This is a genomic window from Bacteroides sp. OF03-11BH (assembly GCF_003604005.1).
Classification (GTDB): Bacteria; Bacteroidota; Bacteroidia; order Bacteroidales; family Bacteroidaceae; genus Bacteroides; species Bacteroides ovatus.
Window position 1 is genome coordinate 14,648 of sequence record NZ_QTMW01000053.1, and the last position, 21,765, is coordinate 36,412.

24 protein-coding genes and 2 pseudogenes are annotated in these 21,765 nt (G+C 43.6%); 13 read left to right on the forward strand and 13 right to left on the reverse strand.

Annotation, left to right across the window (positions count from 1 at the left end):
- The first annotated feature begins 119 nt into the window (after positions 1 to 119).
- From DXA54_RS24130 to DXA54_RS24145, 4 genes and pseudogenes are all read left to right on the forward strand, one after another.
- Complete coding sequence (locus tag DXA54_RS24130; RefSeq protein ID WP_004329300.1) at positions 120 to 896, forward strand: MBL fold metallo-hydrolase; 777 nt, start codon at positions 120 to 122, stop codon at positions 894 to 896.
- The gene (locus tag DXA54_RS24135; protein WP_004329299.1) at positions 893 to 1,561 is read left to right on the forward strand and encodes a radical SAM mobile pair protein A; all 669 of its coding nucleotides are present in this window, start codon (positions 893 to 895) and stop codon (positions 1,559 to 1,561) included. The genes DXA54_RS24130 and DXA54_RS24135 overlap by 4 nt, the downstream gene beginning before the upstream one ends.
- Entirely contained in the window at positions 1,558 to 2,433 is an 876-nt protein-coding gene (locus DXA54_RS24140) for a radical SAM mobile pair protein B (RefSeq protein ID WP_004329298.1), read from the forward strand. The genes DXA54_RS24135 and DXA54_RS24140 overlap by 4 nt, the downstream gene beginning before the upstream one ends.
- Positions 2,434 to 2,925 (forward strand): annotated as a pseudogene (locus DXA54_RS24145) (sensor histidine kinase); the annotation flags it as partial.
- Between the two features lie 274 nt (positions 2,926 to 3,199).
- On the opposite strand, the gene DXA54_RS24150 reads toward DXA54_RS24145, so the two are convergent.
- The 3 genes from DXA54_RS24150 to DXA54_RS24160 form a co-directional block, all read right to left on the reverse strand.
- Positions 3,200 to 3,838, reverse strand: coding sequence for a recombinase family protein (locus tag DXA54_RS24150; RefSeq protein WP_120080892.1), 639 nt, complete (start codon positions 3,836 to 3,838; stop codon positions 3,200 to 3,202).
- Positions 3,839 to 4,080: 242 nt separating this feature from the next.
- Positions 4,081 to 4,917, reverse strand: coding sequence for a virulence RhuM family protein (locus DXA54_RS24155; RefSeq protein WP_117682277.1), 837 nt, complete (start codon positions 4,915 to 4,917; stop codon positions 4,081 to 4,083).
- Between the two features lie 3 nt (positions 4,918 to 4,920).
- Positions 4,921 to 5,250: a hypothetical protein gene (locus tag DXA54_RS24160; RefSeq protein ID WP_005868799.1), complete on the reverse strand. Its 330-nt coding sequence runs from the start codon at positions 5,248 to 5,250 to the stop codon at positions 4,921 to 4,923.
- A gap of 286 nt (positions 5,251 to 5,536) precedes the next feature.
- Here DXA54_RS24160 and DXA54_RS24165 point away from each other — a divergent pair, with 286 nt between their 5' ends.
- Both DXA54_RS24165 and DXA54_RS24170 read left to right on the forward strand, forming a co-directional pair.
- Complete coding sequence (locus DXA54_RS24165; RefSeq protein ID WP_007564630.1) at positions 5,537 to 6,295, forward strand: ParA family protein; 759 nt, start codon at positions 5,537 to 5,539, stop codon at positions 6,293 to 6,295.
- A 4-nt stretch (positions 6,296 to 6,299) separates the two neighbouring features.
- Entirely contained in the window at positions 6,300 to 6,557 is a 258-nt protein-coding gene (locus DXA54_RS24170; protein WP_005648607.1) for a hypothetical protein, read from the forward strand.
- 176 nt (positions 6,558 to 6,733) lie between these two features.
- Here DXA54_RS24170 and DXA54_RS24175 read toward each other — a convergent pair whose 3' ends face one another.
- The 3 genes from DXA54_RS24175 to DXA54_RS24185 are packed head-to-tail and all read right to left on the reverse strand — an operon-like array spanning position 6,734 to position 10,027.
- A complete protein-coding gene (locus DXA54_RS24175; RefSeq protein WP_118171447.1) occupies positions 6,734 to 7,846 on the reverse strand; it encodes a fimbrillin family protein in 1,113 nt (370 codons plus the stop codon).
- A 43-nt stretch (positions 7,847 to 7,889) separates the two neighbouring features.
- Entirely contained in the window at positions 7,890 to 8,810 is a 921-nt protein-coding gene (locus tag DXA54_RS24180) for a DUF5119 domain-containing protein (RefSeq protein ID WP_007856438.1), read from the reverse strand.
- Positions 8,807 to 10,027, reverse strand: a complete 1,221-nt coding sequence (locus DXA54_RS24185; protein WP_120080894.1) for a DUF3575 domain-containing protein — start codon at positions 10,025 to 10,027, stop codon at positions 8,807 to 8,809. The genes DXA54_RS24180 and DXA54_RS24185 overlap by 4 nt, the downstream gene beginning before the upstream one ends.
- A gap of 314 nt (positions 10,028 to 10,341) precedes the next feature.
- Between DXA54_RS24185 and DXA54_RS24190 the strand changes: the two genes are divergently transcribed.
- Complete coding sequence (locus tag DXA54_RS24190; protein ID WP_120080896.1) at positions 10,342 to 11,403, forward strand: LuxR C-terminal-related transcriptional regulator; 1,062 nt, start codon at positions 10,342 to 10,344, stop codon at positions 11,401 to 11,403.
- Between the two features lie 305 nt (positions 11,404 to 11,708).
- Here the strand turns inward: DXA54_RS24190 and DXA54_RS24195 are convergent, their stop codons facing one another.
- Together DXA54_RS24195 and DXA54_RS28630 are read right to left on the reverse strand one after the other, a co-directional pair.
- Positions 11,709 to 12,989 (reverse strand): ATP-binding protein, encoded by a 1,281-nt coding sequence (locus tag DXA54_RS24195; protein WP_005868811.1) that lies wholly within the window; start codon positions 12,987 to 12,989, stop codon positions 11,709 to 11,711.
- A gap of 126 nt (positions 12,990 to 13,115) precedes the next feature.
- Positions 13,116 to 13,275 (reverse strand): annotated as a pseudogene (locus DXA54_RS28630) (helix-turn-helix domain-containing protein).
- Positions 13,276 to 13,404: 129 nt separating this feature from the next.
- Here DXA54_RS28630 and DXA54_RS24205 point away from each other — a divergent pair.
- The 5 genes from DXA54_RS24205 (at position 13,405) to DXA54_RS24225 (ending at position 17,671) form a co-directional block, all read left to right on the forward strand.
- The gene (locus tag DXA54_RS24205; RefSeq protein ID WP_005868812.1) at positions 13,405 to 13,755 is read left to right on the forward strand and encodes a helix-turn-helix transcriptional regulator; all 351 of its coding nucleotides are present in this window, start codon (positions 13,405 to 13,407) and stop codon (positions 13,753 to 13,755) included.
- Positions 13,748 to 15,337: a type II toxin-antitoxin system HipA family toxin gene (locus tag DXA54_RS24210; RefSeq protein WP_120080898.1), complete on the forward strand. Its 1,590-nt coding sequence runs from the start codon at positions 13,748 to 13,750 to the stop codon at positions 15,335 to 15,337. Before DXA54_RS24205 ends, DXA54_RS24210 begins: the two co-directional genes overlap by 8 nt.
- Before the next feature lie 99 nt (positions 15,338 to 15,436).
- Positions 15,437 to 15,757 carry a helix-turn-helix domain-containing protein gene (locus DXA54_RS24215; RefSeq protein ID WP_005868815.1) on the forward strand — a complete coding sequence of 107 codons (321 nt, stop codon included), beginning with the start codon at positions 15,437 to 15,439 and terminating at the stop codon, positions 15,755 to 15,757.
- Positions 15,747 to 17,273, forward strand: a complete 1,527-nt coding sequence (locus tag DXA54_RS24220; RefSeq protein ID WP_005868817.1) for a type II toxin-antitoxin system HipA family toxin — start codon at positions 15,747 to 15,749, stop codon at positions 17,271 to 17,273. Before DXA54_RS24215 ends, DXA54_RS24220 begins: the two co-directional genes overlap by 11 nt.
- Positions 17,274 to 17,383: 110 nt before the next feature.
- On the forward strand, positions 17,384 to 17,671 hold the full coding sequence (locus DXA54_RS24225) for a hypothetical protein (RefSeq protein WP_007569214.1): 288 nt from the start codon (positions 17,384 to 17,386) through the stop codon (positions 17,669 to 17,671).
- A gap of 15 nt (positions 17,672 to 17,686) precedes the next feature.
- Here the strand turns inward: DXA54_RS24225 and DXA54_RS24230 are convergent, their stop codons facing one another.
- The 5 genes from DXA54_RS24230 to DXA54_RS24250 all read right to left on the reverse strand — a co-directional run bounded on the left by DXA54_RS24230 (position 17,687) and on the right by DXA54_RS24250 (position 19,828).
- Complete coding sequence (locus tag DXA54_RS24230) at positions 17,687 to 18,196, reverse strand: hypothetical protein (protein ID WP_007569216.1); 510 nt, start codon at positions 18,194 to 18,196, stop codon at positions 17,687 to 17,689.
- A 267-nt stretch (positions 18,197 to 18,463) separates the two neighbouring features.
- Positions 18,464 to 18,901 (reverse strand): hypothetical protein, encoded by a 438-nt coding sequence (locus DXA54_RS24235; protein ID WP_005868821.1) that lies wholly within the window; start codon positions 18,899 to 18,901, stop codon positions 18,464 to 18,466.
- A 43-nt stretch (positions 18,902 to 18,944) separates the two neighbouring features.
- On the reverse strand, positions 18,945 to 19,193 hold the full coding sequence (locus DXA54_RS24240) for a hypothetical protein (protein ID WP_005868823.1): 249 nt from the start codon (positions 19,191 to 19,193) through the stop codon (positions 18,945 to 18,947).
- Between the two features lie 13 nt (positions 19,194 to 19,206).
- Entirely contained in the window at positions 19,207 to 19,443 is a 237-nt protein-coding gene (locus tag DXA54_RS24245; protein WP_005868824.1) for a hypothetical protein, read from the reverse strand.
- Positions 19,444 to 19,516: 73 nt separating this feature from the next.
- On the reverse strand, positions 19,517 to 19,828 hold the full coding sequence (locus DXA54_RS24250) for a DUF2958 domain-containing protein (protein WP_005868826.1): 312 nt from the start codon (positions 19,826 to 19,828) through the stop codon (positions 19,517 to 19,519).
- A gap of 566 nt (positions 19,829 to 20,394) precedes the next feature.
- Between DXA54_RS24250 and DXA54_RS24260 the strand changes: the two genes are divergently transcribed.
- Positions 20,395 to 21,615, forward strand: coding sequence for a tyrosine-type recombinase/integrase (locus DXA54_RS24260; protein ID WP_005868829.1), 1,221 nt, complete (start codon positions 20,395 to 20,397; stop codon positions 21,613 to 21,615).
- The last annotated feature ends 150 nt before the right edge of the window (positions 21,616 to 21,765 follow it).

Sequence of the window (21,765 nt, forward strand, 5' to 3'; positions counted from 1 at the left end):
TTTTGCAAAGATAATAATTTCATTTATCAAAATGGCATAATTACCGTTTTTTCAGGCATAGATGTTTCGCCGGATTCTTCCGAACTTTGCACCCGTAATCAATAACAAGACATATAGTCATGAAAAAGACATCCACAGTACAATTGGTGCGCAATGCCACCTTGAAAATCAGGTATGCGGGACACACCATGCTAATTGACCCCGTTTTAGCCGACAAAGGCACTTTGATATCGGCCCTCGGTGTGAATAAAACACCGAGGGTACACCTCACCATTCCTATTCAGGATATTATCGGAGGCGTGGACATGGTGCTCCTGACCCACAATCACATCGACCATTACGAGCCGAGTGTCCCCACACATTTGCCCAAAGAAATTCCTTTCTACGTTCAGCCCCAGGACGCGGACGCCATCAGAAACGACGGATTTACAAATGTGATACCCATCGAAGAAATAAAAACAATAGACGGCATATCCATTTACCGCACGACCGGACATCATGGTTTCGGGCAGATCGGGCAGATGATGGGACCTGTATCAGGTTATGTGCTAAAAGCCGAGGGCTTCCCGACCGTTTATATAATGGGTGACTGCCGATGGGAAGCATGTATCCGAGACACCGTGGAACGGTTCAATCCTGACTATATCGTGGTAAACTCCGGAGGTGCAATCTTTCCCGAATTTTCCAAAACGGACGGTCCTATCATCCCCGACGAGAACGAAGTGATGCAGATACTTGACGAATTGCCTTCGCATATCAAGCTGATAGCCGTACACATGGATGCCATCGACCATTGCCAGACCACCCGTGCAATTCTGCGCAATGAGGCAACGCATCACGAAGCCGACATGAGCCGGCTGATTATCCCGGAGGACGGAGAAACAGTTGTGTTATGAGTGTCTGCATTAAATCCCTGATAAAAAACATGAACATAGTGGTAGGGTGCACTATAGGATGCCCTTACTGCTATGCCCGTAACAACTGCCGCCGTTTCCACATTACCGACGACTTTTCCGTGCCTGAATACATGGAACGAAAACTGCGCATCATCGATACGTCCCGTCCTCATGTGTGGCTCATGACAGGAATGAGCGATTTCTCCGATTGGAAGCCTGAATGGAACGCAGAAATTTTCGAGCGGATCAGCAGCAATCCCCAGCACGCCTATATCTTTCTGACGAAGCGCCCTGACAAAATCAGTTTCTCCTCTGACGACGAGAACGTATGGATGGGCGTGACCGTTACGCGCAGTTCCGAGAAAAGGAGGATTGATGATTTGAAAAAGAATATCAAAGCACGACACTACCATGTCACGTTTGAACCTCTCTTCGATGATATCGGCGAGATTGATTTCGAGGGAATTGACTGGATTGTCATAGGCACAGAGACCGGAAACCGAAAAGGAAAGTCATATTCGCGCCCCGAATGGGTGCTTAGCATTGCAGAACAGGCAAAGGCTCATGGCATACCGGTGTTCATGAAAGAGGATTTGCTGCCGATTATGGGCGACGAAAGAATGATTCAGGAATTGCCGGAACAATTTACCAGACGAATACAATGAATATGGATACAATAAAGGAAATAGATGTAAAGAGTGTAATGACCAAATCCTCTCTGCCGGTGGGAGGATATTCGGTCAACCCTTATGTAGGGTGTCCCCACGCCTGCAGGTATTGCTACGCATCGTTCATGAAACGGTTCACCGGGCACACCGAGCCGTGGGGTACGTTTTTAGATGTAAAAAACTGGAAGCCGATAACGAATCCTCATAAATACGACGGTGAACGTGTTGTAATAGGGTCTGTGACGGACGGTTACAATCCGTATGAAGAAGAATTCCACCGTACCCGAAGGCTGCTCGAAGAGCTGCGAGGAAGCGATGCCGAGATTATGATATGCACAAAGTCCGATCTTGTCCTTCGCGATCTCGACCTGTTGAAGAGTTTTCCCAAAGTGACTGTGTCATGGTCTGTCAATACGCTCGACGAGCAGTTCTGCGCAGATATGGACAACGCCGTAAGCATTGAACGCCGTCTGAAAGCGATGCGTCAGACATACGAGGCAGGTATCCGCACCGTATGCTTCGTCTCGCCCATATTCCCCAGAATAACAGACGTGAAGGCAATAATAGAGGAGGTAAAAGATTATGCTGATTTAATCTGGCTTGAAAACCTGAATTTACGCGGGCAGTTCAAAGGCGGGATAATGACGTATATCCGTGAGAAGTATCCTGACCTCATACCGCTTTACGAGGAAATTTACAATAAAAAAAGGCTTGAATACTGGCAGGCATTGGAGCAGGACATTTCAAATTACGCCAAGGAGCAGGGCTTCCCGTATCGTATAAACGATCTGCCATACGGACGCTCGGAAAAAGGCAAACCTGTCATCGTAAACTACTTCTACCACGAAAAAATACGATTGACAAAATGAGGCTATGCCGGACTGATGCAGAAAAGTTGTAGCGCGGATAAAAGCACCATGTATGTGGATAATATCCGGCAATCTTCCGAGCGTATGCGGGAGATGCTCAACACGCTGCTGGATTTCTTCCGTCTGGACAACGGCAAGGAGCAACCCAACCTTTCCCCTTGCAGGATTTCCGCAATCACGCATATTCTTGAAACGGAGTTCATGCCCATTGCCATGAACAAGGGGCTGACTTTGATAGTGGAGAGCCACACCGATGCGGTGGTTTTGACCGACAAGGAACGTATCCTGCAAATCGGCAACAACTTGTTGTCAAACGCCATCAAGTTCACGGATAACGGTAGTGTATCATTGGCAGCGGATTATGATAACGGTTTGCTGAAACTTATCGTTGAAGATACCGGTACGGGCATGACCGAAGATGAGCAACAACGAGTATTCGGTGCATTTGAACGTCTTTCAAATGCCGCCGCAAAAGACGGCTTCGGATTAGGCTTCCTGCAACCAGCCGTTATCCAACAGCCGGGTTAAATGCGTCCTCCCTATCTCGGCCGTCCCTTGCAGGACGACACAGCGGTCTTTCTCCTGGAGCTTTCTTAATTCCTCCAGTGAAGCCGCCATTTTCTCCGCCATTGTTGCCATAACCGTTTTTATTTAGATTCTGATTATTTTCGTGCAAATACTCGTTTTTAGACACGTGTAAATACTCGTTTTTAATTATGTGCATTTACTCGTATTTGTTGCAAAAATACAATATTTGTTCCGATAATCAGCTACTAATGAAGTCTTTTTTTACTTGTTGTATCGTCGAAACGGCCTTTCCCGTGAGCTTCGCCACGTTCCGGATCGAGTAGCCTTTCTTTAACAAGGCGATCGCCTCCCGGTATTCCTCTTTCCTCTGTTCGGCCGTTTTCCGACTTCCCGGCTTCCGTCCCAGCCTGCCCCCTTTCTGGATGTACAACTCCCGTCCGCTATTAAGGCGGTCAATGATCCCCTGGCGTTCGATTGCGGCCAGTTCCCCCAATAGGGTAGTAATCAGAGAGGACAAGGGGTTTACCGTCTTGTCCGGCCGTAATGTTTCCAGGTTCAAGTTTTGGATATACACGCATATTTTATGCGTGTGCAGCGTATCGAGTGCCTTTAGGATCTCCAGGGTGGAACGCCCCAGGCGTGAGATCTCGGTCAGCAACAGCATATCCACCCGGTTCTGCGGATCTGTGCAGTATTCCAGGCAACGGCTTAAAATCGGGCGTTCGATATTGGCCTTTCGTCCGCTTATCTTTTCCTCAAAGACCGCCGTCACCTCGTACCCCCGTCCGGCTGCGAACCTCTCCAGATCGACAACCTGCCGTTCGGTCGATTGCCTGGCCGACTGCGAGCTTACACGTGAATAAATAACCACATTCATCCCTTTTGCTTTTGTTCTTCCTTATCTATTGTTTTAATCACCTTATCCACCTCTTTCAAGGACGGCATTATTTCCGGATCTATCCAAAAAAGAAATTCGCTAATTAACCTATAATTACTATCTTTGCATTGTAATGCTTGGTAAAGCCTCTGTTTTCAAAACACGTAACCAAGTCAAGGATATACCCGTTCATCAAGAACGGGTTTTTCTTTTGCGACAGCCCATTCATAAGACAAAGGATATTATAACAGGTCAGTAATCACAGCCGCCGGAATATCCAGCTTTGAGAAAGCGAACATCTTTTTCCCCAGATCCTTTAACGAGGCTCCGATATGGTACACGTCCGTTTCATCAACGATCAGGAAACGGTCGTGACTGTCCCGGTACGTCCTGATGTCGATAGGTGTGTACTGGCTGTTATGCCTGTCAAGATCAAGTTGGAGTTGCTGCGTGATACGCTGGGTGTAAATGGTGGCCGAGACACCGACGCTGCGTTTACTCAACATGAGCAAGACCGTTTCGTCCACATAGTTGTCGATAAGCACGATCGAACGCCTGGCCGACTTTACCAGATCGGTAGCGAACTTGTACGCATCGAAAATCTGGCCGTTATAAAAAATGCCTTCGACCGGGGGCAAGGCAGTACGCACAAAAAAATCTATCTTCTCGGTATGTTGAGCGACAGTCCTTTCAAGTTCTGACAAACGTTTATTAATGGAATACCCTTTTAAAAGATAGTCCTTTAAAACCTTATTCGCCCATTGCCTAAATAAAATACCTCTTTTACTATTGACACGAAACCCAATGGATATGATCGCATCCAAATTGTAATAAGTCAGATTGCGCATCACTTGCCGTTTGCCTTCCTGTCGAACTGTTCGGAAATCCCGAACAGTTGAACTTTCCTCTAATTCTTTCTGATCATATATGTTTTTTATATGCTCGCTTATATTTGCTTTGCTGGATTGAAAAAGATCCACAATTTGCGCCTGTGTCAGCCAAACGGTTTCATCTTCCAGCCTCACTTCCAACCTGACCGCTTCATCCGGCTGGTATAATATGATTTCTCCCTGTTCCATTACTTATTTACCTTTTCTTAATTCATCAAGCCTCTGCATCGCACCGCTGAACTTCTCACTAAACATCATATCATCGGGCAAAACAAACCAGGTGGGAATACCTCTCGACTGTGGATTACCTATACATTCATCTTGCCCGTTCTGTTTGCGGTAATCGTCCCATTCACTATAAGCGATGTTCCAACGAATACCTAATTTATAGGTATTTTCCCATTTAATAATAGCCAGTGAATAGGCCGGATCATCTTTGCCGTCATAAATCACTTCTACAACTTCAACCACCCCTTTAGGGGAATTTATAAACTTCGGATTTTTATACGAATAAGTGCTCATGTCTTTTATTTTTTATTCATAGCACACAAAGATACTCAAAAACAAATATATACATATATACATACGTATGATTAACGTATAAAAACATTTATGGTTATTCTAATCTTTGATTAATTCCGGTACAGAAACAAAACGTACCGAAAGGTGGAAACCGGATTTATTTCGGTACGCTTCCCCGATCGGCACAAAAAACACGCAAAAAACGAAAAATACTACTTTTAGTATTTTAGTATATTAGTTTTTGACTATATTTGCGGACATGACAACCATTTAAAAAACTGAATTTATGAGCAAAGCAAAAGTAATCTCCGTATTGAATCACAAAGGGGGAGTAGGAAAGACTACAACCACGATCAACCTGGGCGGCGCGTTACGTCAAAAAGGGTACAAGGTTCTTTTGATCGACCTTGACGGACAAGCCAACCTGACTGAATCGCTGGGCTTCTCTGCGGAGCTTCCCCAAACGATCTACGGTGCGATGAAAGGCGAATACGACCTGCCGATCTACGAGCATAAGGACGGCCTTAGCGTCGTTCCCTCCTGCCTGGATCTCTCGGCCGTTGAAACGGAGTTAATCAACGAGGCCGGGCGGGAACTTATCTTAGCCCACCTTATCAAGGGCCAAAAGGAGAAATTCGATTATATCCTGATCGACTGTCCCCCCTCGCTGTCGCTGCTCACGCTTAACGCACTGACGGCCTCGGATCGGCTGATTATCCCGGTTCAGGCTCAATTCCTGGCAATGCGTGGAATGGCCAAACTTATGCAGGTCGTCCACAAGGTGCAGCAACGTTTGAACTCGGATCTTTCGATAGCCGGGGTTCTGATAACCCAGTACGACGGAAGAAAGAACCTGAACAAGAGCGTTTCGGAACTGGTACAGGAAACATTCCAGGGCAAAGTGTTCAGCACCCATATACGCAACTCCATTGCGCTGGCCGAAGCCCCGACACAAGGGCAGGATATTTTTCACTATGCCCCCAAATCTGCCGGGGCAGAGGACTACGAAAAGGTATGTAACGAACTGCTAACAGAAATAAAGTAACCATATGGCAAAGAAGAACGATTTAAAAAACAGTATGTCGGCCGGGCTGACCGGGGGATTAGACAGCCTGATCCAATCCACGGCCGGGCAAAAAGAGGCTCAAAAGCCGAAGAAAGCGAAAACCGTGCATTGTAATTTTGTCATGGACGAAACCTATCACCAGAACTTAAAGCTGATCGCGATCCGCAAAGGCGATTCGCTAAAATCGGTATTGCAAGAGGCTATATCTGACTACTTGGATAAAAACAGTTCCCTGCTATAACAGCGTATCGGGAATATACAGGGCAAACACTCCACAAAAGAAATTCTCCAGGAAAAAGGTACGCAAAAAGCAACCCTACACATCAAAAAGTATATTGAAAATGCGATTCCCTATAAAGAACCCGTTGGCAGGATTAATCTTGCGTATGTTTAACCTGCCAACGGGTACGATATTAATTAAACGTTTACGTCTTTTGCCGCATTAACCCAGCCTGTTGTCTCTGCATCAAACTGGATCGGATTCAACACAGCCTCTCCCTGATCAGTATAACCACCACCGAAAATCAACGTGTAGATATGACGCTTGCCCTGTTCCCATGTATCTCCGAACGGAACATAAATTGTTTTGTATTCGCTTGCTGAACCCAACAGATAAGCTCCGGACTGCCGGATTTTGCAGGCGATCTCCAGATAACATTGCTTCGCATTATCGGCCTCCAACTTGCTTTTGGTGGCTGTTTCGGAAACTTTCCAAGCAGTCAGCTCCTGTGGTATATTCAGCATAGGAGTATTTGTGGTAATATCGGTAGCTTCGGTATTGCTATTGACCGTGATGTTTGCGTTTTTCACTACGGTAAATGCGTGTGGAAATGCTAAATCAGACGAACTCCAACTTCCCGTTCCATCGGCTGCCGCAGGCAATGTGAAGGCGCCGGCAAATTTGAAATTATGAATCTTGATCACGTCGATGTCCACCTGCATGTTATCGTATTGGGTCTTTGCTTTGAATACGACCTGTGACAGAATATGTTTGAAATTAAATTTCACTATTCCGTTGTTCATGTCTTTTGTCTGGCCTTTGGCCATGGCATACATCACGTCGTAGTTTGCATGAGTACCGGCTCCATACTCATCCATGCAGGTATAACTTATCTTTTGGACATCCTTGGTGGCTTCCCAACTATAAAACACCATCATGTCTTCACTAACCGTTCCGGGATTGAACGCGTAAAAGTCCAAAGCCTCGGTAGGCCAATAACGAAGGTCGCTCGCATTGTCATAATCCCACTTACCATTTTTGTACACGATCTTCACTCCGTCATGTTCAAATTCCGTGTCGTTCTTTCCCATGAAGGCAGTACCATCCGCCGTAAAAGCGAACACGTCGAAATCGGTGTTCTTCAAGTTGGTGTTGGTAGTAGGGGTAGCCCTCGTTTCCGCCGCATTACTTAACACGTTAAAACCAATCGCATTTCGTGAGGAGGTTTCCACATTCGCAATCTCCTCTTCTGAGCAACTCATCAGTAGTACTCCAAAGATTGCCCAAAGCATTACTGTACTTTTTTTCATAAAATGAATAAAATTGTTAATAAATATAATTAATAAAACTCGATTACAACACTATATCCACATTCACATCATCCCAATCATCAACGTCCACATCAAATCCCGGACCGCCACTTCCCGGCTCGGATGGTACCTCATAATCAAAATTCAACACCAGATGCACATCACCGATATGCCCCGCTACCGGGACATCATGCACTTGGTCGCTCACGTCCTGTTCCAATACAGACATGCTGCCTGAACGGTTCTTGAGATACAGCCGGAAAACATTGGGCTCTCCTTCAAGTGCGGAATGTCCAAACGTATAGAATCCGCCTATAATCTGATTCCGTGAAACCATTCCATCAAAGAGCAGGCTCTCCGAAAGATCGGCGGGCAAACTGTCGCCGGACATGTTAAGCGAGCCGGACATGCCGGAAAGAGCGGCCCGCAAATCCGCCACCCTGTCCAGTCCCCGAATTCCGTTCACCTCATACGTGTAGTGACATACCATGTTTACGGGAGTTAGCCGTATTATCTTCGTGCTTCCTTCCGGAATGTCCTTGAGGATAACTCTGTCTATATGGTCGCCACACAGCCAGGGTGGGGTGACGGCCATTGTCTGGTTATCCGGCGACCGAACATCACGCGTATCGGCAGTAAAAAGCGTGTAACTGCCGTTTTCTTTCCAAACCATCCCGTCGGTATCGTAGTTGAAGCAAATTACCCGGTAATCATTCTCGGGGAGCTCCACTTCCCCATCCTCTCCTCCGGGGAAATCAAATATCCACGTGTTGCTTTCATCATCGGTCGGATAAAATACGACCCTCATGCCTTCAGGCTTGTCATGATTGGAAATCTTGGTCCAGTCGAATACTACCCGCACCGTGGCAAAGTGCGGATGATCGTAACATAAATCCTTATGCTCACAAGCCGTCAGTCCCATCCATAAAAATATGAACACCAGACTAAAGCGTATCAGTATCACTGCCTGCCTCCTTTCTTCCGGCTATAATTCCCCCGCCCGATCAACCACACCAAAGAGATACCCGCCTTGGTCGAGCCGAACCAGCAGCGTTTTTTAGTGGTCTGCCATACATAGTGACCGTCCAAAGGGATGTACTCCTTGTACAATCCTCCAAGGTAGCCGATTCCCAACGTGAAATCCACATTGAACCGATGTCCCACAGGTAACGAGTAGCCGTAAGCCACGCCTCCCCCGTAACTCCATTTATCCCCCAAGTAACCTTTCCCACCCAATTCGAAATCATAGGTGACGATCTGCCCGTACAATCCGACATGATGCCCGGAAAACGGTTTTTCCACCGCTCTCCGACCGAACCAGCGGCGCAACTCCACATCTCCCCCATAGATACGCCAATAATTATGCTTCCGATCACTTTTCCACCAGGCATACATCCAATTCCCGGCCACAGACCAGTTCTTCCCCAAACAGAACTCAACCCCGATGTCAGGTATCAAAACAGCGTCATAAAGCAAGTTTGTTTTCACCGCCATGCAAAACGGCCGTTTCTTTACCGGAGCTATGACGGTAACGGTATCACGGATGCACAACGTATCACGTGTATGTATATATACCGTATCTCTGACGGGATTTATCGGATCACTATCATAGCATATTTTCACCATCGACGAACGAAGTTTCGGAAAATGGAATTTATACAAATATGAGTATGGCCTCCCCCCTTTCAGTCTTTTCAGTTCTCCCCCCCAATAAGGGCTATCCTGGTTTTCCAAACGTACGATCTTCTCCAACAAACGAAGGACATCCTCCCTCTCCGGAACATTCACATCCGCTCTCACCATCGTTATAAGTCCGTTCCAGTCGCTTCCCGAAAAATGAAAATCCCTCTCCAATACCGGAATCTTTATATAAGGTGATATATACCGCCACAAAACCTCTGCTCGTTTTTCAGACAGCCTTCCATTCAACAGCCCCCCTCCTTCCGGGGAAGCTCCTCCTATTATTTGAATTTTCCTGATAAGACGGACGGAGTCGTTCAATGCGGAACAGATTTTAGCAAACCGCTCCATCTCGTTCCCATTGTCAAGTAAACATGTATCTATATTTACCTTTCCTTGATGAAAATAGATCCTTACCGAATCACGCTTCTCCTGAGCGGATATTTCTCCGCTTATACTCAACACGAGCACGAACAATACACATTTAATATAAAAAAACATCTTTTCGTCATTTAATCATTTGTTAATATGACAATCCAAACCCAGGCTTTTACACCCCCTGAATTTCAACCGCTAAAGATATGCACTTATAAACCAACCTCCAAAGCAAAAAACAAGTATTTTAAACTTATAAATACTTAAAAAGACAACCACACAACAGCTACAACACTTACCACAGCAGCCAATCACGCTTACACAACAATTAAAAACACTTAACATCATAAAGAAAAGTACTTAAACATACAAAAAAAAAAAAAAAACAGTTATTTTTGCAGGAAACATTATACTTAATAACACTTAAAACAATAAAACACATGAAAATCAGCACAAAAGCCGCTACTTTTCTAAGTTCAATAAAAACTCAAACTTACGACAAAAAAGAAAGAGAAATGATAATAACGTATCAACAAAAACGTGTCTTTCATCTATCCCTGCTCATGCTGGCCTTATGCGCACCCATATACATATATTCAGTTCCATTTCCCAATGAACAGTTTTATTATATTAACAGCGTATTATTCCTGTTTATCATTATGTGCACTCTCGCTTATTTTAAAAAGAGAGTAAATCTGACCACGACCTTTTCCATTATACTGATAGCCATACATATCGAGATTTTTATCGAAATAATTTATTGCTCAATATGTAGCGGATATGAATATAGTTATCAAAGAGCATTGATAATGAGTAACATTAGTATCTCTCTCTTATTTACCATGCTTTCCATCTGTGCCTATATGAGTAATATCTCCATCCTATTGTCCTCCCTTACCATAGCTTCCTATACAATCTGCACACTTATCACCGACGAACCGTTCCTATACAGTTATCTGCCTTTGATCATCATCATATACACCATGATCCCCTTATTAGGAAGATCCTTACACAGTAATATCAGCAGCTTGCTAAAAAGTAGCAACTTGCTAAAAGAGGAAGAGGAAATGCTTTTGAAACGTCTCCAAATGAAAAAGGAAGAACTATTCGCGTTCGCCGAGTTGTTAAGCGAGAATAACCCGGAAGAAAAGACAAGCTCCCTGTTAAACATAATAGGGGAACAATCCAAAGAAAATCTTTTTACAGCCCTTGCCGCATACCAGAAAAAGGAAAAAAGTAAACTTGATACAATCAGGAGAATATATCCCAATTTATCCCCGTCCGAATTAAACATCTGCCGTTTAATACTGCAAGACAAGACCGTCAGCCAAATATGCGAATTATTACATCGGAGTAGCGGAAACATAACCAGCCAACGAGCGAACATACGTGCCAAACTCGGACTGAAAAAAAGCGACAATTTAAAAGAAGCATTACAAGAACGCATGAGGCTGTATGAAGAAGAACACCACCGGCAAGAGGAGTTTTCAGCCATGCGTTAGGGATTGCAGAGTAAAGCCCACAGCCTTTAGGCGAGGACTTGAAACGTAAAGCCCGACCGTCCCACGGGAACGCCCAAAAGAAAAAAAATCCCCCGAACATTCATCCGGGGGACATCCAAGCCGTCACATCAATTATAATACAGATTCAGATCATCCGTGCCAATCTCCTTTCCGTCCCGGAAAACAAGGCGTAAATCAATCCTCTCTCTGTTTTCATTGCCACAAAGATAGACATACCGGCCAACATACGCATCATACTTATCAATCAGTTCTAACGGTATGACCGGCATGGGAAAAGGATACACCTATATTGCATATAGCGGAAAATTTGTAAGATTACCCTGTACTTTATAAGGCAACATAGAAAATCTCTCCGCATGCAATTCCGGTCTTTTTCCCAGTAATGCTGTCAACGAATTGGCCCGGACATTCCCTTCGGCCTTCACTTCTATCGGCACCATTTGGGCATTACGTTGAATAACAAAATCCAACTCAAGACGCGAATTGTCTGTGTTATGGTAATAAATCGGTGACACGCCCTTACTTTTCATCTGCTGCAATACATACTGTTCAGTCATTCCTCCCTTGTATTCCTTAAATATGTCGTTTTTAATCAAGACTTGGGCCGGATCTGTCTTGACCATAGCACCCATAAGCCCCAAATCAACCATATAGAGTTTGAAAGCCGACAGGTCTTCATAAATATCAAGCGGAAGCTCCGGTTTGGTACATCGAGGCACTTTATACAACAACCCGGCATTTACAAGCCATTGAATGGCCATCTCAAAATCATTGGCTCTGGCACCTTTTCGCAAAGCTCCGTAAATGAATTTCTTGTTTTCTTTAAATAATTGGGAAGGAATGCTGTTCCATACCATTCGGACACGCGGAACCTGTTCTTTGGGCGCATGTTTTGAGAAGTCAAGATCATAGCCTTGCAAAATCTCCGACTGTATTCTTCTGACTTCCAGCAAGGAATCCGTTTCTACATATTTGAGTACAACTTCCGGCATACCACCTACATAATAATATTGCCGAAGGAGATCCGTATATTTGTCATGCAGGAGGCTTATCGTTTCAAAATCCCCACTCATAAGCAATTTACAAGCTTCTTCTTCTCCCTTGGCGACAAGAAACTCTTCAAAGTTCATAGGAAATATATTGATGACATTTACCTTCCCTACGGGATAAGACACATCCTGATGAAGGGATATCCCCAAAAGTGAACCTGCCACAGCTATATGATACTCCGGAACCTCCTCTTTAAAATACTTCAAAGATTCCAGTGCTTCCGGGATATCTTGTATCTCATCAAGGATAATAAGCGTATCACCCGGAGTAATGTCAACGGAAGTCATCGCACGCAGCCCCCGTAAAATTCTGTCAACATTGAAATCCTGAGAAAAAAGCTGGCGTGCAAGGTTATTCTTACGGCATACCACATAAGCCTCTTTTTTGTATTCAAGTTTGGCAAACTCATGGAGCAGCCATGTTTTCCCAACTTGTCGGGCACCATTTAAAATCAGAGGTTTTCTATCCTCACGGTTTTTCCATTCTATAAGTTGTTGCAAAACAAATCTTTTCATCTACAAACAGCATTTTTATACATGTAAAAACAGCGTATAATACATTTATCCGCACTTATTTAAAGCACAAATATACTAAAATAAACAGATAATAGAAGCAATCTTATACATTTTTCCGCACTTTAATCAACTCCAATGGAAAGCAGTAGCCAATTTAGGATTGCCTTCTCCACGCTCGATGGCCACCAGCGTATTGATGCCCACGCCCGCCAGTTCGGAGAAGCTCCAGCTGATTGACCTTCAAACTCTTCCTGCACTCTTTAATCATCTTTCCTAGCTCTTTCATATTCACAACACATTGTGATTTTAGTCAGTTTTCATCCTAGTTCAAAGAAAAAAACAGCCGATAAAGCAACTATAATCATTGTATTCATATAGATTAACATCATATATTCAAGTTAATCTATATATTTACATGGATTATTTGTATATTTGCAAAAAAGGAACAACCATGTGGAATGAAATGAGCAATCCAGCTGTGCTGATGAGAATCGGCCAGCGCATCAAAGAGACACGTATCAGGCAGCATATCACGCAGGAAGAACTGGCAACGGCTTCCGGTGTAAGCCCCTTGACCGTTGCGAACATCGAGAAGGGCAAATCGGTATCGCTGCTGTTGTTCATCAGCGTACTCCGCTCGCTCGGCCTGCTGGAGAACCTGGAGCAACTGGTACCGGAAATCCGGGTCAGCCCGATAGAGCTCAAAAAACTGCAAGGAAAGAAACGCTACCGTGTACGCCATTTAAAACAAGATAACCATGAATGATTTGATAGTAGATGTAAAGCTATGGGGAGAAAGCGTAGGCTCTCTCTATTGGGAAAAGGAAAGCAATGCCGCCTTGTTCGACTATGAACGGAAGTTCATCCGCTCCGGTCTTGACATTTCTCCCATCATCATGCCCATCAGCCAGTACAGGAACACCCCCTACCGGTTCCTTGAAAACCGTACCGACTGTTTCAAGGGGTTGCCCGGCCTGTTTGCCGATTCACTGCCGGACACTTTCGGAAACCAGATCATCAATGAATGGTTTGCCAGCAAGGGATTGTCCGGAGAAGAGATTACCCCTTTAGACAGGCTTTGCTATGTAGGCAAACGTGGCATGGGCGCACTGGAGTTTGAGCCGTCCTCGCCAATCAACGGCATGAACGAATCATCAGTGCTCCATATCGAGGAACTGACGGAGCTTGCCAAATCCGTATTCACGGACAGAATGGCTTTTCAGGTCCAACTGCGCCAGGAAGGAAGAAACATTCTGGATATACTGAAAGTGGGAACATCTGCCGGAGGTGCCAAGCCCAAGGCCATCATCGCCTACAACGATATTACCGGAGAGGTACGCTCCGGACAGGTAAAAGCTCCTGAAGGATTCGGATATTGGCTGTTGAAATTTGATGGCGGCAAATACAGCGAACACACGCAGATAACGGACAATCCACAAGGAATAGGAAATATCGAATATGCCTATCACCGGATGGCAAAAGCCTGCGGTATCGATATGATGGAATGCCGGTTACTTCAGGAAAAAGAGTCATATCACTTTATGACACGCCGTTTTGACCGTATGAAAGACGGAGAGAAAATCCATGTACAGACATTGGCCGGGCTTGCCCACTATGACCGTGACCAACGCCATTCATACGAAGAGATATTCCGTATCATGCGGCAGATGAACCTCCCTTATCCAGATCAGGAGGAACTATACCGAAGAATGGTGTTCAACGTCATGAGCCGTAACCATGATGACCATAGCAAGAACTTCTCTTTCCTGATGGATAGACAAGGGAAATGGAAACTGGCCCCGGCATACGACCTCTGCTACTCATACACACCGGGCGGCAAATGGACGAACCGCCACCAACTGTCACTCAACGGCAAACAAGACAATTTCACGATGGAAGATCTGCAAAAGGTAGGTGAGAACATGGGCATCCGGGAACACAAACAGATTATCGAAAAGGTACAGGAAACCGTATCGTATTGGCATGAGACTGCCAAGGATTGCGGGGTCAAGCCGGAACACGCCGATTTTATCGGAAAAAACCTGCTCTTGTTCGGCAAGCAACTGCATACCATCCAAATGCCGGACATTGCCAACGAACAAGAGCAGGCTTTCATGAAGGCTATGCGAAATGATGACTTCAATACCATTCTGAAACTGAAGATGAGAGGATATCAGCCATCGGAGAACACACTGAAAAGCCTCCAGCCGGATGTATCCGCCACCACCTTCATCGCTGCCGCCAAAATCTTCCAAATGGAAGGGATGCTAAAAAGCCTTCAGGACATAAAACCCGCGCAAAGCCCGATTACAGGCGGCAATAAACGTAGCATGGAATTGGGGGATTAGCACACAAACTACATCGCGCACAATTCAATATAACAGTAAATATATTAATTGTTATATATCATATTTTGATTTAACAATTAATATATTTACCTTTGTAAAATGACAACGAATCACATCACCCAAGCCATGGCCAATCCGGAAATCATAGTGGAACTGGGCAGACGATTTAAGGAATACAGGCTAACCTATAGGCTCACCCAAAAAGAGGCTGCCGAGAAAGCCGGTGTCAGCCTTATCACCTTACGCCAGTTTGAGAACGGGAAGGCCTATAACATCAATATGGGCAACTTTCTTGCCCTGTTACGAGTAGTGGACTGTCTGGAACAGATGGATGATCTGATGCCGGAAATACCTGTTTCAGCCTATACAATGGAACGAATAATGAATAAAAAGCCGAAAAGGATAAGACATGGAAAATAATGTTGTGAGTGTTATGTTATGGGGAGAAGAAGTCGGAAAGCTCTATTGGGACGAAAGAAACAAAAGAGCCGTCTTCAACTATCATCCGGATTTCATCAAGAAAGGAGTGGAAATCGCCCCACTGACCGCTTCTGTCAAAGGACCGGCGGCAAAGGGTATGCCCATACTCGGAAACAAAGAAAAGACTTATCAAGGTCTCCCACCGTTTTTGGCAGATTCATTGCCTGATCGGTGGGGTAACATGGTCTTCGACCAATGGGCGGCACAAAACCATATCCCCAAGCGCAAACTCACACCGGTAGATAAACTGTCTTTCATCGGGAAACGGGGAATGGGAGCCTTTGAGTTCATCCCGGCCACTCCTGGATTGGAATCCTCTTCCACTCTCCAGATAGAGAGTTTATACCAACTGGCACGCCGTATCTTTGAGGAACGGGAGGAAATATCCGTGCAAGATGACGAAGCACTGCAACTGCAAAGTATCTATGAGATAGGTACATCAGCCGGAGGGCAGCACCCGAAAGCCATCATCGCCATCAATGAAACGACACATGATATACGTTCCGGCCAAGTCCCTTTACCGGAGGGCTATACCTACTACATATTGAAGTTTGCAGAAGGGGACGATTTTCCGTTCACGCAAATGGAAATGGTATATTATGAGATGGCAAAGGAAGCCGGGATTACGATGATGCCTTCCCGACTCATTCAAATTGAGGGAAAACATCACTTCCTGACGGAGCGTTACGATAGGATAAACGGAGAGAAGATACATACACAGACACTTGCTGCCATGAATCCGGATGCAACGAGCTATGAGGATTTGTTTGAAGTCTGCCGAAAACTGAACATCCCGGCAAGCGAACAGTCCGAACTCTACCGTAGGACGGTATTCAATATCATGGGCGGCAATGTGGATGACCACATCAAGAATTTCTCTTTCCTGATGGAAAGAAACGGCACATGGCACATCACCCCAGCCTACGACATGACATTCACCACCAATTTGGACGGTGCGGCATACGAAAACGCACACTCCATGAGCATTGCAGGAAAAGATAACGACATCACGGAAGATGACCTGATGCAATTTGCCAAACAGAACGGAATAAAGAATGCGAAAAGGATAATCGAAGAAGTCAGCCTTGCCATCAGCCATTTTTACGATTATGCCACCAATCATCAAATCGATGACTATTGGAAAGACCGCATCGAAGAGCATCTTTCCGGTTTGGTATCTCCGATCATAGGGAAAACCATGAAACACTACCTGCCCACCATTGTCGAACCCTACGAGACAGAGGATGGCTTTTTGGTATCAGAAATCAACATCATCGAAAACACCCGGCATGATTTCCGTATCGAGGCCTTCATAAACGGAAAGCGACAGAAATACATTGCCGGGCGTAAAAGCGATTTGGCTGCTGAAGTCATTGCCAAAGGCAGAAACAAGATGCCCGTTGAGAACAAGAAAGAACTTGTGGAACGGTTGTTACTGCCTTTAGCTAGAAGATAAAAACAGACGAATAGCGACACTATTACATTAATAAAAAGTCTGTTCTTGTTCGGCAAGCAACTGCATACGATCCAAATCCGGACATTGCCAACGAACAAGAGGAGGCTTTCATGAAGGCTATGCGAAATGATGACTTCAATACCATTCTGGAACTGAAGATGAGAGGATATCAGCCATCGGAGAACACACTGAAAAGCCTCCAGCCGGATATATCCTCCACCACCTTCATCGCTGCTGTCAAAATCTTCCAAATGGAAGGGGTACTAAAAAGCCTTCAGGACATAAAGTCTGCGCAAAGCCCGATTACAAGCGGTAATAAACGTAACATGGAGCAAACAAATTTACTATTCAATTTTCAGTTTTTTTCTATTTCTATACTACTGTACGCCATAAAATAACGAAGAAACTTATTCCTATATCAATTCATAATCAATAACATACAATTCACCAAGAATATTAGGGAATGCTACAGTATCATATATCACCTGCCCTACTCCATTAAAATTACCCGGAGATATTACAGATGCTACAACACCATGATAAGCTGTGGGAGAAAAAGAAAGATCTGCTAATCCATTTATCCCAATAACATTTTTCTGTACACCAGCATTATTAACATTACAAAAAATTGCATAATGAATAGTTTGATGTAAATTTACAGCAGCATTAGGAAGATGCACAAAATATAATATATCTCCATTATTACATTTAGCTAAATCATGATAGGTATTTATTTTTTGTATCATACTTTCTAAAGAAGCTCCAAAAGGATTAACTGAAATTCTTTTTCCTGTTGCCTGTTCTATAATTCCTCTAACTAAATTAGCACACCCTCCACCATTTGTAGGTAAATTAACATTCAAATTCTGAGTATTAGTAATAAATTGTGTAATCAATTGTCTATCATTTATACTTATAGCCATATATTATAACTCATGTTCTCCTACTCTCTCAAAGGCTTTTCGGAACCTGCCTATAAAAACTGTCTCTGTAAGCTTACCCCACAAATCTACCCTATAATCCCCAAACCGCTATCATCCCTTTTCTGAATGCCATGGAATTTTTTCCGAATACATAAGTTAGAAGATGAAAAAAGATTGTATTCAAAGTTTTTGGTTCTTTTTTGAAAAAAGAACCGCTGGCCAAAAATCCAACGGTTACTTTACTTTCGGAAAAATATGCAATGAAGTTTATAGGCCGAATGAGGAACGCAGCTTCTTCATGGCATTCTCCACATCAAAGAAAGACACATCCATAAGATCTTCTCCCCATGCTTCCGGAAAGTCAAGAATGGAACGTCCGTTATTAAGAACCGCATCACGGATGGCTTTCATCACATTCTGCCGAGTCGGTTCCAGCTTGAAGAAAAGGCAATGCCTGACTGCCATTGTAAGGGTATCATCATCTATAAAGAAACGGATGGTGACGGTCATGTGTACCTGCGTCCGTTTCTCCAGTTTCTTCTTTTTAGTTTCCAGTTTGGCCAACCGGGAAACATAGAATGAAGGGATATGTTTCCCGGATTCAACGCAAGTCTTCATCGCTTCATGTATTTCAGCGATGCCGTCACGTATATCCGTCAAGTCGGTGCAGTTGGATGCAACCGTATAAGCCGATAACTTTTTCATCTCAAAAGCCGTTTTTATATGGCAAAAGCCCTGTTTGTGAAACTTATAATATATGAATCTCCTTATCACCTACCTTCTCGTCCGATACGACCAATACCTCGTACTTCATCCTCTTGTAATTATAGACTACGGCAAGCGTATTAAAGCCACCGTTATCATACCGCCTGTCATAAACGGTATGTACATACTCATACATCGCATTCCCCATCATGAACTTTACGGAAACATCCGTAAAGTAAAATGCCACCGCATAAGCCAGCGTTTTCTTTTTATCAACCTTTTTTGTTTTCATAACCATTTGTCCTTTATTGTTTTCTGATAAAATATTCAATGGCCGAATGAACCAATATATAATGTGTGGGTGTCTGCCTGCACTGTTCCGCATAAGGATTATAGAACTGGAGAGCCAGCGCATGGTATAATTCCGGCAATTCCCGCTTGATTCTCGCCGTAAGCAGCCGATAGGAGCATTTTCTACCGTACTTCATCAGCTCACGCCATTTGTCCTGTGTTATTTCCGTGCAATTCGTCTCGTAAACCATAACTTCCGTTTTTAAGTTCAATATTCCGGTTGGAAAGCGGAAAGGGGTTGTTCCCTCTCCGTTTATTCTCTAATCAATTCAGGCAAGCTTTTACCGTTATACCGGTTTTCAGTCCTTTATCCAGCTGCACGGTCAACCCACGAACATTCACCTCTTGAATTTGAGAAAGAAGCACATAACCCCATTCCCATTCTTGAATATGGCAATAACCGAAAAAAAGCCAGTCACCGTCTTCCTGCTGTTCGGCTTCCGTTACCAACCATACCACCGAAGAAAAAGGAAGGAAAAACCTTGCGATGACTTCCGCATTAAGCCCCTGCCCCTCTTTTGAGTACAAAGGGTTGGCTTCAAACACATTCTTTAGTTGTTCCGTCACTGTAATCATATGTCACATTTTTAAAGGGTTAAACTTCTAATTTTATGCTTCAGCTAGATTTAAAGACCTTTTTTTAAAACCCCTTTCCGGGATGACCTTTTCTTTCTGCCGACTTTTTTTTTGAGCTTTCATGCCCCATCTGAGTTTATAAGCCTTTTTTTTACGGCACACAACAAGAAGGAAGGAGGGATTGAGAAAAGTTTTGGACGACAAAAAATGTTGGGGACAGCGAAGCCGTCCGGCGTTATTTTTTTCGGTACAAAGGGCGAAGACCGGAACTCTTTCGTATCCATCCACCGAAATAAATTTGCCGTTCAAAAACAAAGGCTCTCAGACGGGGCTATGAAAAAACGTACATTAGGGGAGGCAGAAAACAAGGAAAAGGGCAGTACGGAAATAAAAGAAGAATAAAATCCAACATTATTCACATTGATATATAATAGCCAAGTATTTCGCCATATCAATATAAATCCAACTATAATCAAAATCAAACAGTTATCTAATTTATTGGTTATTAAACATATAATACGCCAAAACATTTATTTTGGAGAATATAATATTAATTAAACAAAAAAATGGCATCATTAAAAATAAAGTATCGACATTCCTCTATAGAAGGAAAAGCGGGAACATTGTTCTATCAAGTAATTCATAATCGTGTAGCAAGGCAGATAAATTCAGGATACAAGATTTATCCTGACGAGTGGGATATTTTCAATTCCCAAATAATCATACCAGCAAAGACAGGAGAAAACCGGCATCGGTATTTGGTTTCTTTAAAAAAATGTATTGAGGAAGACACCTCACGTCTAAAAGATATTATGATAAGATTTGAGAATCTTGGATACAAATATACGGCAGACGAAATCATTGAATATTATTCCGCTCCTCCTGTGAACGAGTACTTTGTGTCATTTTGTGAGAATCTCATTGAAGAATTGAGACAAATAGGTAAAATACGCACCACAGAAACTTATACCACTACGCTCAATAGCTTCAAGCGATTCATGAATTTCAGAAAGAAAGGCAGAGACATCCCTTTCGACAATATAGACTCCAACCTGATGATGGAATATGAACAATATCTAAAATCTAATGACATTTGTCCGAACAGTACTTCCTATTACATGAGAAACCTCAGAGCCATGTATAATCGTGCCGTAGAAAAAGAATTGGTTATACAGCGATATCCGTTTAAACATGTATATACGGGCATAGATAAAACTGTAAAACGGGCAGTTCCGGCCAAAATTATCCGACAGATACGCGATATGGATTTAAGTCACGACTCCTCTTTGGAATATGCAAGAGACCTATTTATGTTCAGTTTTTATACCCGAGGGATGTCATTTATAGACATGGCTTATCTAAAGAAAAGTAATTTGCAAAACGGTTTTTTATCATATCGCAGAAAAAAGACCAACCAACAGCTAGTAATCAAATGGGAAAAGCCCATGCAAGAAATCATAGATAAATACGATACCATAGGTTCTTCTTATCTATTGCCGATCATTCTCGACGCAAAAACGGATGAACGGAAACAATACAAGAATGCAGCCCAGCTGGTGAATTCAAAACTAAAGAAATTGGGAAAACAAATCGGCCTTCCTATTCCGCTGACGAGTTATGTGGCACGTCACGCCTGGGCTTCTATCGCCAGAAGCAAAAACATTCCGTTGGCTACCATCAGCGAAGCTATGGGACATGATTCAGAAAGCACTACACGGATTTATCTTGCATCGTTAGACACCTCCGTAGTGGATAAAGCGAACAGTATTATTTTAAATACACTTTAATTCACATTATAAAACAGTTTACGCCATAGGTTTCAGCATACGTGCCCAATCGGCCCGCTGTTATTCTATGGCAATTATTATTTTTATTTATCTGACAAAAAATAAGTTGGAATTATGTTATACAAATTGAAGTTTTCTTTCTGAGAGAAA

What these genes read in the sequence shown, in the direction of transcription:
- DXA54_RS24130 (WP_004329300.1), top strand. Translation starts at nt 120, where the DNA reads ATGAAAAAGACATCCACAGTACAATTGGTGCGCAATGCCACCTTGAAA.
- DXA54_RS24205 (WP_005868812.1), top strand. Translation starts at nt 13,405, where the DNA reads ATGGATTATTTGTATATTTGCAAAAAAGGAACAACCATGTGGAATGAA.
- DXA54_RS24190 (WP_120080896.1), top strand. Translation starts at nt 10,342, where the DNA reads ATGAAAATCAGCACAAAAGCCGCTACTTTTCTAAGTTCAATAAAAACT.
- DXA54_RS24225 (WP_007569214.1), top strand. Translation starts at nt 17,384, where the DNA reads ATGAAGGCTATGCGAAATGATGACTTCAATACCATTCTGGAACTGAAG.
- DXA54_RS24210 (WP_120080898.1), top strand. Translation starts at nt 13,748, where the DNA reads ATGAATGATTTGATAGTAGATGTAAAGCTATGGGGAGAAAGCGTAGGC.
- DXA54_RS24215 (WP_005868815.1), top strand. Translation starts at nt 15,437, where the DNA reads ATGACAACGAATCACATCACCCAAGCCATGGCCAATCCGGAAATCATA.
- DXA54_RS24240 (WP_005868823.1), bottom strand. Translation starts at nt 19,193, where the DNA reads ATGAAAACAAAAAAGGTTGATAAAAAGAAAACGCTGGCTTATGCGGTG.
- DXA54_RS24135 (WP_004329299.1), top strand. Translation starts at nt 893, where the DNA reads ATGAGTGTCTGCATTAAATCCCTGATAAAAAACATGAACATAGTGGTA.
- DXA54_RS24150 (WP_120080892.1), bottom strand. Translation starts at nt 3,838, where the DNA reads ATGAATGTGGTTATTTATTCACGTGTAAGCTCGCAGTCGGCCAGGCAA.
- DXA54_RS24250 (WP_005868826.1), bottom strand. Translation starts at nt 19,828, where the DNA reads ATGATTACAGTGACGGAACAACTAAAGAATGTGTTTGAAGCCAACCCT.
- DXA54_RS24185 (WP_120080894.1), bottom strand. Translation starts at nt 10,027, where the DNA reads ATGTTTTTTTATATTAAATGTGTATTGTTCGTGCTCGTGTTGAGTATA.
- DXA54_RS24175 (WP_118171447.1), bottom strand. Translation starts at nt 7,846, where the DNA reads ATGAAAAAAAGTACAGTAATGCTTTGGGCAATCTTTGGAGTACTACTG.
- DXA54_RS24155 (WP_117682277.1), bottom strand. Translation starts at nt 4,917, where the DNA reads ATGGAACAGGGAGAAATCATATTATACCAGCCGGATGAAGCGGTCAGG.
- DXA54_RS24235 (WP_005868821.1), bottom strand. Translation starts at nt 18,901, where the DNA reads ATGAAAAAGTTATCGGCTTATACGGTTGCATCCAACTGCACCGACTTG.
- DXA54_RS24220 (WP_005868817.1), top strand. Translation starts at nt 15,747, where the DNA reads ATGGAAAATAATGTTGTGAGTGTTATGTTATGGGGAGAAGAAGTCGGA.
- DXA54_RS24140 (WP_004329298.1), top strand. Translation starts at nt 1,558, where the DNA reads ATGAATATGGATACAATAAAGGAAATAGATGTAAAGAGTGTAATGACC.
- DXA54_RS24160 (WP_005868799.1), bottom strand. Translation starts at nt 5,250, where the DNA reads ATGAGCACTTATTCGTATAAAAATCCGAAGTTTATAAATTCCCCTAAA.
- DXA54_RS24245 (WP_005868824.1), bottom strand. Translation starts at nt 19,443, where the DNA reads ATGGTTTACGAGACGAATTGCACGGAAATAACACAGGACAAATGGCGT.
- DXA54_RS24230 (WP_007569216.1), bottom strand. Translation starts at nt 18,196, where the DNA reads ATGGCTATAAGTATAAATGATAGACAATTGATTACACAATTTATTACT.
- DXA54_RS24170 (WP_005648607.1), top strand. Translation starts at nt 6,300, where the DNA reads ATGGCAAAGAAGAACGATTTAAAAAACAGTATGTCGGCCGGGCTGACC.
- DXA54_RS24165 (WP_007564630.1), top strand. Translation starts at nt 5,537, where the DNA reads ATGAGCAAAGCAAAAGTAATCTCCGTATTGAATCACAAAGGGGGAGTA.
- DXA54_RS24260 (WP_005868829.1), top strand. Translation starts at nt 20,395, where the DNA reads ATGGCATCATTAAAAATAAAGTATCGACATTCCTCTATAGAAGGAAAA.
- DXA54_RS24195 (WP_005868811.1), bottom strand. Translation starts at nt 12,989, where the DNA reads ATGAAAAGATTTGTTTTGCAACAACTTATAGAATGGAAAAACCGTGAG.